The organism is Streptomyces aurantiacus JA 4570, from assembly GCF_000414115.1.
Classification (GTDB): Bacteria; Actinomycetota; Actinomycetes; order Streptomycetales; family Streptomycetaceae; genus Streptomyces; species Streptomyces aurantiacus_A.
Window position 1 is genome coordinate 1 of record NZ_AOPZ01000169.1, and the last position, 9,862, is coordinate 9,862.

A 9,862-nucleotide genomic window follows, 5' to 3' on the forward strand; every position below is an offset into this window, starting at 1 on the left:
GGGGGCGCCGGGGGCGGGGGTGCGGCAGCTCAGCGTGAAGCGGGTGCGGGGGGCTCGGGCCGCCGGGGCCGGGGTCGGCGGCGGTTCCGGCGCCTGGACCGCCGGGGCCGGGGGCGGTTCCGACGCGTACGCCCCCGACGGCGAGGTGTCGACCTATCTGCACGCCCAGGTGCGCGAAGGCAGCCGCCTGCGCCTGTCCGCACCGTACGGCGACCTCGTCCTGGACGACCGGACGGGCGGCGCGACGGACGCCACGCCCCTGCTGCTCGCCTCCGCCGGGATCGGGGTCACTCCCATGATCGCGATGCTCGAACACCTCGCGGGCACCGGACACCCCGCCCCCGTCACCGTCGTACACGCCGACCGCTCCCCCGCCGACCATCCGCTGCGCGCCGACCACCTCGCGTACACCGGCAAACTCCCGGACGCCGCCGCCCACTTCTGGTACGAGCACCCGGAGCCGGGGTATCCGGCCGACCGGACCGGGCGCGTCGACCTGGCGGGGATCGCGGTGGCGCCGGGCACGCGCGCGTACCTGTGCGGGCCGGTGCCGTTCATGAAGGCGGTACGGGGCCAGCTCATCGCCAAGGGGGTGGCGCCGGCCGACATCCACTACGAGGTGTTCGGCCCCGACCTGTGGCGGGCGAGCCCGATGAGCAGCGGTCCGGTCGGCGAGGCGACGACGTCCTCGACGGTCACGGGGTCGAGCGAGGCGTAGAACGCCTCCTGGGCGCGGCGCAGCGCACCGCGCAGCCGGCACCCGGAATTCAGCGGGCAGGGCGTCGCGCCCTCGCACTCCACGACGTCTCCGTCGCCCTCGAAGTGCCGTACGACCGCTCCGACGGAGGCGGTGCGCCCGGCCCCGGTGAGCGAGAGTCCGCCGCCCCTGCCGCGGCGGGCCTCCACGAGCCCGAGCCGCCGCAGCGTGGCGACGACCTTCGCCGCGTGCGTGTAGGGCACGGCCATGTCGGCGGCGACCTCGCGGGTCGTGGGCGCCGCGCCGCGCTCCCCGGCAGCCTCGTCCGCGACGGCGAGCCGCATGAGGACGCGGAGCGCGAGGTCGGTGGAGTGCAGGAGCCGCATGCCAGGGAGGGTAGGTAATGCGCATCCGAGGTTCAAATTAAGGCCGTGCAACCGTGCGGGCGCCTCCCGGAGGGGGTTCAACCGTGCGGGCGCCCCGGCGGGCCGTCGTGGCCGAGATCGGTCGGATGGCCTTCGCCCCCGCCCGCCCGCGCATGCTGTATTTGACAGAGCGCCCCTTCCGCCCGCCGGGGCGAAGGCTACGATCAACGCACTCGCACCGCCCCTGTGTTCAACCCTCCACGTCCGTCCCTTTCCGCAGAAGGACACACCATGGGTTCCGCCAAGAAGAAGAGCAGCGCCGAGCGCAAGGCCCGGATACAGGAGATGCAGCGCGCCGAGGCCGCGCGCGAGCGCCGCAATCGCGTGCTCACCATCACCCTGAGCACGGTCATCGTCGCCGCGGTCGGCGTCGGCGGCTTCTTCCTCATCTCGTCGGCCGACGACGACTCGGACTCCAGCGGCAAGGCGGGCGACGCGAAGGCGGTGGCCAAGTTCACCACGACCGGCGACGGCGAGCGGGTCTGGGACGCCAAGAAGCTGGGCCGCACCCACGTCGGCGGCAAGGTGAACTACCCGGTGACCCCGCCGGTGGGCGGCAACCACAACCAGGTGTGGATGAACTGCAACGGCGACGTCTACACCAAGGAACTCCCGAACGAGAACGCCGTGCACTCCCTGGAGCACGGCGCGGTCTGGGTGACGTACAACGACCAGGCGAAGCCCGCCGACTTGAAGAAGCTGGAAGCGAAGGTCAAGAAGACGCCGTACTCGCTGATGAGCCCGGTGAAGAAGCAGAAGGACCCGATCCTGCTCTCGGCGTGGGGCCACCAGCGGGTGGTGAAGGGCGCGGACGACCCGAAGGTCAACGCCTTCTTCTCCACGTACGTCCAGGGCAAGCAGACCCCTGAGCCCGGTGCGGCGTGCACCAACGGCCTGGGGCAGTAGCGATGAGGCGCAAGGACTGGCTGATCGGCGCGGCCCTGGGCGCGGTGCTCGCCGCGGGCGGCATCACGGCGGCGGTGGCGTCGACGGACGACTCCTCCGGCTCGTCCGGCTCCTCCGACTCCACGAAGGTCCCGTCGAGTTCGTCGGCCGACGCGGGCTTCGCCCGTGACATGGCCGTGCACCACCAGCAGGCCGTCGAGATGTCCTACATCGTCCGGGACCGCACGAAGAACCAGGAGATCCGCCGCCTCGCCTACGACATCGCGCAGACCCAGGCCAACCAGCGCGGCATGATGCTGGGCTGGCTGGACCTGTGGGAGCTGCCGAAGGTGCCGCCCGGCGAGCCCATGGAGTGGATGGACATGAGCGGCATGCCGTCTGCGGGCGACGGTTCGCTGATGCCGGGGATGGCGACGAACGCGCAGATGAAGCGGCTCGGGGAGCTGAACGGCAAGCAGGCCGAGGTGTATTACCTGAAGCTGATGACCGCCCACCACAAGGGTGGGATCCACATGGCGCAGGGGTGCGTCGAGCGCTGCGAGGTGCCGGTGGAGCGGCGGCTCGCGCAGGGGATGGTGGAGTCCCAGGAGTCCGAGGTCAAGCTGATGGCGGACTTGCTGAGGGCGCGGGGCGCGAGGCCGTAGTCCGCTGCGCGGGGCTTTCCCCAGTCCCGCCCCTTCCCGTAACCAGGGGCCAGTTTCGGGAAGGGGCGGGATTGGGGAGCTCCCGGCAGGGCTACCGCCACACCACCCCCGGCGGCCGCACCCCCGCACACAACGGCATCCCCTCCCCATCCGTGAGCCCCACCTCACCCACGCCGACCCCCGCCGCAAGCACCGCCTCCGGCACATCCGCGAACCACAGCTTCGCCCGCCGGAACATCGCGAACTCCCCGCCGGGCGGCAGCTCGCCCCACGTGAGATAGAAGAACCGCTCGCCCCGCTTGCCCTGGACATGGGGCCCCTTGAAATCCGGCGTGCCGTCGGGCGCGGCGACCACGGCCACCTCGAACTCGAAGACCGCCTCGGCCGCGTCGGCACGGACCGGCCGCTCGGGCTCGGCGCCCCGCTGCACGGCCACGTGCACGTCCCGATAGTCCCCGCACTCCGCCCCGGGCAGCTCCCGCCCGACGATCCGCAAAGTCAGCGTCTGAGTCATGTCCCCCAGTCCACCACGAGGGTCTGACACTCGCCCCCGGCCGAAGGCCCGCTCACGCCAACCGCCCCAGCTCCTCCCGCCGCAGCGCCCCGAGCAACGCCTCCCCCCGCGCGTACCGCTCCACCTCCGCCACCGCGTACTCCCCGAGCCTGCGCACCTCACTGCCCTGCGCCCCCGCGATGTGCGGAGTGACGAGGACGTTCGGGAGCGTGAGCAGGACGTGGCCGGGCGGCAGCGGCTCGGGGTCGGTGACGTCGAGGAAGGCGTCGAGGCGGCCGGCGGCGCACTCGCGGGCCAGCGCCTCGGTGTCGATCAGGGACCCGCGCGCGGTGTTGACGACGACGCCGCCGTCGGGGATCAGCTTCAGCATCTCCTCACTCAACAGGCCCCGCGTCTCCGGTAGTTGGGGGGCGTGCACGGTGACGATGCCGCTGTCGCGGCAGAGGTCGGGCAGGTCCACGAGGTCGGCGCCGAGGGCGGCGGCCTCCGCGGGCGTGACGTAGGGGTCGGTGAGCAGGACCCGGTGTCCGGCGTCCGAGGCGTTGAGGGCGGCGATGACGCGGCGGCCGATGCGGGAGGCCCCGATGACGCCGATGGTGCGGGCGTCGGCGCCGGTGCGTTCGGTGAACGGCGGCCAGCGCTCGGCGTAGTGGGCGGCGGCGGAGAGCGCGCCCTTCGCGGCGAGGGTGAGGGCGGCGAGGGTGTAGGCGACGACGGGGCCCGCATTGGCGTCGGCCGCCGAGGAGACGAGCACACCGCGGTCCCACAGGGCGTTCGTGACCACCGGCTTCACCGACCCCGCCGCGTGCACCACGGCCCGCAGCCGGGGGGCGTGGGCGAGCACGCCGGCGGTCAGGCGCGGGCAGTCCCAGCCGGTGACCAGGACCTCGACCCCGCCGAGCACGGCGCGGGCGTCGGCCCCGGTGAGCTCCCCGGTCAGCGGGCCGGGCACCAACTCGACGCTGCGGGCCAGGCGTTGGCGCAGGTCGGGCGCGATGACGCGGTCCACGACGTCGGCCCCCATGGCCAGGGCGACCACCGGCTTGCGCCGCGCCGCCTCCGACTGCTCCCGCTGATCCGGCACGCGTCGCCACCCCTCGTAGAAAACGGTTACTCATCAGCGAGCAGGAGGCTAGGCCGAAGCCCCGACGGCGGTCAAGAGAGTGCGCGGGAAGCCGGAGGAGACAAGGGTGAAGCCCAGAACAAGGCGGCGCGAAGGGGGTTGACCGGTGACAGTAACCGCTTTAGATTCCCGGCACTTGTCCCGAACTTGTCCCGACGGCTGTGCTCAAGACTGGGGGTTCCGTGTCAGCGGTGACGAAGGACCGGACCGAATCCGAGGCGGTGACACCGCCCACAGAGCGCACCAAAGGGGCAATCGACCGCAAAACTCGGCGCGATGGTCCGTGGAAGCGGTTTCAGCGCACGCGGCTCCTGGTGCTGCTCATGGTGCCGGGCCTCGCGTACTTCCTGGTGTTCCACTACGGCGCGTTCATCGCGAACGCCGTGGCCTTCAAGGAGTACGTCCCCTTCGACGGCCTGTGGGCGAGCCCCTGGGTCGGCACCGAGAACTTCAGCCGGATGTTCGGCGATCCGGAGTTCTGGCACGCGACCTGGAACACGCTGTTCATCGCGCTGCTCCAGCTCGTCTTCTTCTTCCCCGCGCCGCTGGCGCTCGCCCTGCTGCTGCACAGCCTGACCTCGGACCTGCTGCGCCGCTTCACGCAGTCCGTGATCTATCTGCCGCACTTCCTGTCGTGGGTCGTGGTGGTCGCGCTGTTCCAGCAAGTACTGGGCGACACCGGCCTGTTGAACTCCACGCTCAGCGACGCGGGCCTGCACACCGTCGACGTCATCGGCAACCCGGACGCGTACAAACCGCTGGTCGTCCTCGAAGTGGTCTGGAAGGACGCGGGCTGGGGCACGATCATCTTCCTCGCCGCGCTGATGCAGGTGAACGAGCAGCTCTACGAGGCCGCCGCGATCGACGGGGCCGGGCCCTGGCGGCGCTTCTGGCACGTCACGCTGCCCAGCATCCGGCCCATCGTCATCCTGCTGCTGATCATGCGGCTCGGCGACATCCTCTCCGTCGGCTTCGAACAGATGCTGCTGCAGCGGCAGTCGGTGGGCCCGGAGGCCGGCGAGGTCCTGGACACCTTCGTCTTCTGGCAGGGCATCGTCGGCGGCGACACCGGCTACGCGGCCGCCGCCGGGCTGTTCAAGGGCGTCGTCGGCGCGGCGCTCGTCTTCACGGCCAACCGGGTCGCGCACCGGCTCGGCGAGCAGGGGGTCTACAAGTGAGCACCACCAGCCCCAAGGCGGGCACGCGCAGGCCGAGCACGCCACGGGTCACCCGCCCCGCCTGGATGGAGCGGCCCCGGCCCGTCACCAAGGCCGCCAAGGGCGTGGCCGTCACCGTCGTCCTCGCGCTCGTCCTGATCCCCTTCCTGGTGATCGTCTCGACGTCGCTCGCCTCGAACCGGGAGGTCGTCGACAACGGCGGCTGGGTGCTGTGGCCGACCGACCCGACGCTGCGCGCCTACCGCACCATCCTCAGCGGCGGCATCGTCACCAAGGCGCTCGGTGTGAGCGTCGGCCTGACCCTCGCGGGCACCGTCTTCTCGCTCGCGTGCACCACCTTCCTCGCCTACGCGCTCGCCCGCCCCGGTGTCTTCGGCGGCAAGCCGGTGCTGCTCCTGATCCTGTTCACGTTCCTCTTCCCGCCCGGCATGATCCCGGCGTTCCTGCTGGTCAAGGGCATGGGAATGATGGATACGTACGCGGCTCTGATCGCGCCCGTACTCATCAACGTCTTCAACCTGGTCGTCCTGCGCGGCTTCTTCCAGGGCATCCCGGAGGAGCTGTACGAGGCGGCGCGCCTGGACGGCGCGAACGACTGGCAGATCCTGTGGCGGGTCGTCCTGCCGCTGTCGAAGGCGGCGCTCGCGGTGGTCTCGCTGTTCTACGCGGTGAGCTACTGGAACGCCTGGTTCCATGCCTCGATCTACATGGAGTCGGGCCACTGGCCGCTGTCGCAGGTCCTTCGTACGTACGTCATCGGCGGCTCCCAGATCGCCGACACCGGCCTGAGCGAGGCGGGCCTGGTCTCCGCGCCGCAGACGACCCAGATGGCCGTCCTCGTGATCGCCACCGTGCCGATCCTGCTCGTCTACCCCTTCCTGCAGAAGTACTTCACCAAGGGCGTGCTCACCGGCGCCATCAAGAGCTGAGCCTCCTCCCCTTCCCCGCCGAAAGGTCGAGACTGTGTCCGGTCCCTCCATGCCGCGCCGCACCCTGCTGCGCTCCATCGCCGTCGGCGGTGCCGCCCTCGCCGCCCCGTCCGTCCTCACCGCCTGCTCGACCGGCTCGGGCAGCGGCGGCGATGTGTCCAACGCCGGGAAGAAGACGGCCCCTTGGCCGACCCACACGCCCACCGAGGGCCCCGCGCCCGACCTCGCGCCGAGCTCCGCGGGCGTACAGGCGGGCTACACGAAGTACCCGCAGAAGCTGGTCACGGCGACGGACGGCAAGCCCGGCACCGGCAAGGAGAAGATCCGCGTCCTGTCCATCACGTACGGCACTCCGCCCAAGCCCGTCGGATCCAACAAGTACTGGCAGGCGATGAACGAGGCGCTCGGCGTCGAGGTCGAGTTCACCGTCGTGCCGGACGCGGACTTCCGCGCGAAGATGGCCACGCTCATGGCGGGCGACAGCGGGGACCTGCCGGACATCATCAGCATCGGCGGCGGGTACGTGCTGCCGCGCGAGGCCCAGTTCGTGAAGGCCCGCTGCGCCGACCTGTCGGAGCATCTGTCGGGTGACGCGGTGAAGGACTACCCGAACCTCGCGGGCATCCCCACATACGCGTGGGAGGGCATGGGCCGCATCGGGGGCCGCATCTACGGAGTGCCGGTCGAGCGGGCCAAGGTGCAGGGCGCGATGTTCGTCAACCGGGAGGCGTTCGACGAGGCGGGCTACAAGCCGGGAATGCCCGCGGACGCCTTCCGCGCCATGGCCAAGGACGCCTCCGCGGGCAAGAAGTCCGGCCTCGGCGCCTCGACGGTCAGCTTCTACGGCTACCAGTACCACGCCATGTGGCACGGCGCGCCCAACGAGTGGCGGATCAAGGGCGGCCGGGCGACGTCCATGTACGGCACCGAGGAGTTCCGGGCCGCCCTGGAGTTCATGGCGAAGCTGCGCGCGGACGGCTCGTACAACTCCGACGCCACCTCGATCTCCCAGGTCGACCTCAAGACGCTGTTCTACAACGGCACCGTGCGCTCCATGACGGACGGCTGGGGCGCGGTGCTGTCCAACGCGCAGGGCATCAAGGACGCGTACACCCTGGACGTCGCCGAGCCGTACGAGGTGCCCGGGGCGACGCCCGTCTACCAGCAGAACCGCGGCTGTTTCGGCTACACGGTCGTCAAGAAGGCGGCCAAGGAGCGCGTGCGGCTGATGCTGCGCGTCCTGGACTGGCTGGCCTCGCCGTTCGGCTCCAAGGAGTACGAGCTGATGCACTACGGAGTGGAGGGCACCCACTTCGCGTACGACAAGGCGGGCGACCCGATCCCCACGGAGCGCGGCCTCGTCGAGTCGCGTACGAACCTGCCGTTCGCGTATCTGATGGACGCGCCGCAGCCGCTGTACTTCCCCGGCCACGCGGACCTCACGAAGCGGCTGCACGCCTGGCAGCGGAAGGTCGTGCCGCTGCTCGTGCCCAACGACCGCTGGGGCCTGCAGTCGGCGACGTTCAACCGGGTCGGGGCGTCGCTCCAGCAGATCCTCGACGACGGCGTGACGGCCGTGGTGTCCGGGCGCAAGAGCCTGTCCTCCTGGGACGGCGTCCTCAAGAAGTGGCGGAGCCAGGGCGGCGACAAGTGTGCCGGGGAATTCGAGGAGGAGTACGAGGCCGCGCACTGAGGCGGGCCCGCGAGCGGGGATGATGGTCGCGTCCGCCGTTCAAGGGCGCCCGGGGACGGGTGAGTTGAGGAGAGACAACAGTGGGGGAACGGATCACCATCCGTGACGTGGCCGCACGCGCGGGGGTCTCCGTGGCGACCGTCTCGCGGGTCCTAGCGGGCAACTACCCGACGTCGGCGGCGTCACGGGCGAAGGTGCAGCGGGCCGTGAAGGACCTGGACTACGTCGCCAACGCGCACGCGCGCGCGTTGGCGGGCGCAGGCCGCAAGACGATCGCGGTGCTCACGTACGACGTGGTGAGCCCGTTCTTCGCGCACGTCGCGCAGGGCGTGGAGATGGAGGCCGCCCAGCACGGCCGGCTCACCCTCGTCGCCTCCACGGGCAGCGATCCCGCGCGGGAGCTGGCGCTGGTGCAGATGATGCGCGAGCAGGCCGCGGAGGCGGTGGTCCTGGTCGGCGGGGTCATCGAGGACGACGAGTACCGCGAGCGGATGGCCCGGTACGCCCAGGCCCTCGCGGCCGCGGGCTCCCGGCTCGTGCTGTGCGGCCGTCCGGCGCCCGCGCCCGACGTGCCCGCGCTGGTCGTCGAGTACGACAACGAGGCGGGCGCGCACGCCGTGACGAGCCATCTGCTCGGCGCCGGGCACCGCCGCATCGCCCTCATCGGCTACCAGCCCGGCAACACCACCGGCGAGGCCCGGGTGCACGGCTATCTGCGGGCCCTCGACGACCACGGCGTGCCGCGCTCCGACGCGATCGTGCACGGGGTCGGGTTCGGGCAGCACCACGGGTACGAGGCCATCCGCGATCTGCTCCGCGAGGCCGGCGGGAAGCCGGAGTTCACGGCCGTCTTCGCCGGGGACGACCGGGTGGCGGCGGCGACGGTGGTCGCGCTGCGGGAGTACGGGCTCGACGTCCCCGGGGACGTCTCGGTCGTCGGGTACAACGACGACCCCGTCGCCGCGGACGTCACTCCCGGGATCACCACGGTGCGGATTCCCGCCGAGGAGATGGGGCGCACGGCGGTGCGGCTTGCTCTGGCGGGGGCGCCGCCGCGGTCTGGGCCCGAGCGGCATGTGCTCGGTACGCACATCGTGGTGCGGGAGAGTGTGGCCGCGGGCCCCGGTCGCTGATTCCGTGCCCGCCGCTTCGCGGCGGATCTCTCCCACCCGCCCGCCCGCCCGCCCGTTTACGGGCACAACCCCCTTCGGGCCGAAGCCCGACCACCGCCGACACCCCCGCCCCGCAGGCCGGGGTTCCGGTGCCACGAACGGTCGTTCGGCGTCGCTGGTGTCCGGGGGGCCGCCCCCCACCCTCCGCTCCCGCTGTGGGCAGCTGGGCCGCCAGGGGCGGATCCCGACCCTCAAGGCAGCCCAGTCCGGCGGTGCCCCTAGGGACAAGGCTCACCTCGCCGCGAGGGTCGCCTCGGCCACCTCGTGGGGACAGTCCCGCATCAAGAGGTGGCCCGCCGGGGCCAGGAGGCGGAAGTCCGCGTGCAGGGTGGTGGCCAGGGCCCGCTGGCGACGGGCCCACCGGTCGGCCCGGGCCGGTGCGGCCGCGAGCACCCGCACCGGCGCCCCGCCCGGCAACCCACGCCCACCCCGCAGCACGGCCAGCTCATGGGCCACATCCCCGTACGTCGCGTACTCAAGGAGCGCCGCCCGCCACACCCGCCCGGACCCGTACAGCGCCCGCAACTCCCGCGCCAGGGGCGCCCCCCGCCCGACGAGCCCCCGCGCCGCGGGCCCCACCG

Annotated in this window: 10 protein-coding genes and 1 pseudogene; 7 read left to right on the plus strand and 4 right to left on the minus strand. The window is 71.9% G+C overall.

The genetic code is table 11. From position 1 onward, the window contains the following. A partial coding sequence (locus tag STRAU_RS17665) for a ferredoxin reductase domain-containing protein (RefSeq protein WP_472980053.1) occupies positions 1-718 on the plus strand: 718 nt, incomplete at its 5' end. Here the strand turns inward: STRAU_RS17665 and STRAU_RS40345 are convergent. After that, positions 613-1,083 carry an RrF2 family transcriptional regulator gene (locus STRAU_RS40345; protein ID WP_078621299.1) on the minus strand — a complete coding sequence of 157 codons (471 nt, stop codon included), beginning with the start codon at positions 1,081-1,083 and terminating at the stop codon, positions 613-615. The genes STRAU_RS17665 and STRAU_RS40345 overlap by 106 nt on opposite strands. 270 nt (positions 1,084-1,353) lie before the next feature. Here STRAU_RS40345 and STRAU_RS17675 point away from each other — a divergent pair, with 270 nt between their 5' ends. Together STRAU_RS17675 and STRAU_RS17680 are read left to right on the plus strand one after the other, a co-directional pair. Continuing rightward, positions 1,354-2,028, plus strand: a complete 675-nt coding sequence (locus STRAU_RS17675) for a DUF3105 domain-containing protein (protein ID WP_016641714.1) — start codon at positions 1,354-1,356, stop codon at positions 2,026-2,028. A 2-nt stretch (positions 2,029-2,030) separates the two neighbouring features. Continuing rightward, positions 2,031-2,672, plus strand: a complete 642-nt coding sequence (locus STRAU_RS17680; RefSeq protein WP_016641715.1) for a DUF305 domain-containing protein — start codon at positions 2,031-2,033, stop codon at positions 2,670-2,672. A 91-nt stretch (positions 2,673-2,763) separates the two neighbouring features. Here the strand turns inward: STRAU_RS17680 and STRAU_RS17685 are convergent, their stop codons facing one another. Next, positions 2,764-3,186, minus strand: a complete 423-nt coding sequence (locus tag STRAU_RS17685; RefSeq protein WP_037660159.1) for a DUF5990 family protein — start codon at positions 3,184-3,186, stop codon at positions 2,764-2,766. A 52-nt stretch (positions 3,187-3,238) separates the two neighbouring features. Continuing rightward, positions 3,239-4,270, minus strand: coding sequence for a hydroxyacid dehydrogenase (locus STRAU_RS17690; protein ID WP_016641717.1), 1,032 nt, complete (start codon positions 4,268-4,270; stop codon positions 3,239-3,241). A gap of 362 nt (positions 4,271-4,632) precedes the next feature. On the opposite strand from STRAU_RS17690, the gene STRAU_RS17695 reads away from it, so the two are divergent. The 4 genes from STRAU_RS17695 (at position 4,633) to STRAU_RS17710 (ending at position 9,242) form a co-directional block, all read left to right on the plus strand. Continuing rightward, positions 4,633-5,487 carry an ABC transporter permease gene (locus tag STRAU_RS17695; RefSeq protein WP_037660161.1) on the plus strand — a complete coding sequence of 285 codons (855 nt, stop codon included), beginning with the start codon at positions 4,633-4,635 and terminating at the stop codon, positions 5,485-5,487. Positions 5,488-5,552: 65 nt separating this feature from the next. Beyond that, positions 5,553-6,416 (plus strand): carbohydrate ABC transporter permease, encoded by an 864-nt coding sequence (locus STRAU_RS17700; protein ID WP_016641719.1) that lies wholly within the window; start codon positions 5,553-5,555, stop codon positions 6,414-6,416. A 49-nt stretch (positions 6,417-6,465) separates the two neighbouring features. Further along, positions 6,466-8,109 (plus strand): extracellular solute-binding protein, encoded by a 1,644-nt coding sequence (locus STRAU_RS17705; protein ID WP_016641720.1) that lies wholly within the window; start codon positions 6,466-6,468, stop codon positions 8,107-8,109. A gap of 80 nt (positions 8,110-8,189) precedes the next feature. After that, a complete protein-coding gene (locus STRAU_RS17710) occupies positions 8,190-9,242 on the plus strand; it encodes a LacI family DNA-binding transcriptional regulator (protein WP_016641721.1) in 1,053 nt (350 codons plus the stop codon). Positions 9,243-9,512: 270 nt separating this feature from the next. On the opposite strand, the pseudogene STRAU_RS17715 reads toward STRAU_RS17710, so the two are convergent. Then, positions 9,513-9,862 (minus strand): annotated as a pseudogene (locus tag STRAU_RS17715) (alpha/beta fold hydrolase); the annotation flags it as partial.